Origin of the sequence: Oceanobacillus saliphilus, from assembly GCF_023522835.1 — a bacterium.
Classification (GTDB): domain Bacteria; phylum Bacillota; class Bacilli; order Bacillales; family Amphibacillaceae; genus Oceanobacillus; species Oceanobacillus saliphilus.
This window is the reverse complement of sequence record NZ_JALCZU010000202.1, coordinates 1-260: the sequence shown is the minus strand read 5'-3', so window position 1 is coordinate 260 and position 260 is coordinate 1. Positions and strand designations below refer to the sequence as shown.

Below are 260 nucleotides of genomic sequence, written 5' to 3'. Positions count from 1 at the left end.
CAGCTATTTCCCTGAGCGCTACGTGTGGCGGGAGAGTTTTTGCTTTGCCAGCCATACCGCGCCCAGTCTTCCTGCCTGGTTACCCAGCTCGCAGGGCAGAATGGGCACCTTGAGGGCATCCCACTCCTCGAATTGCTCCAGGTACTTATCGAGCAGGAGATAGATTTTCTCCTGCTCGCTTACCCCTCCGCCAATCAGCACTGCCTGTGGATCGAACATCGAGATCACGCTATAAACGCCGCGCGAGAGAAAATGCGCCC

1 protein-coding gene is annotated in these 260 nt (G+C 56.9%); it reads right to left on the bottom strand.

The features are described 5' to 3' along the window. Window positions 1–18 precede the first annotated feature (18 nt). A partial coding sequence (locus MN204_RS20915) for an ROK family protein (RefSeq protein ID WP_249872972.1) occupies window positions 19–260 on the bottom strand: 242 nt, incomplete at its 5' end.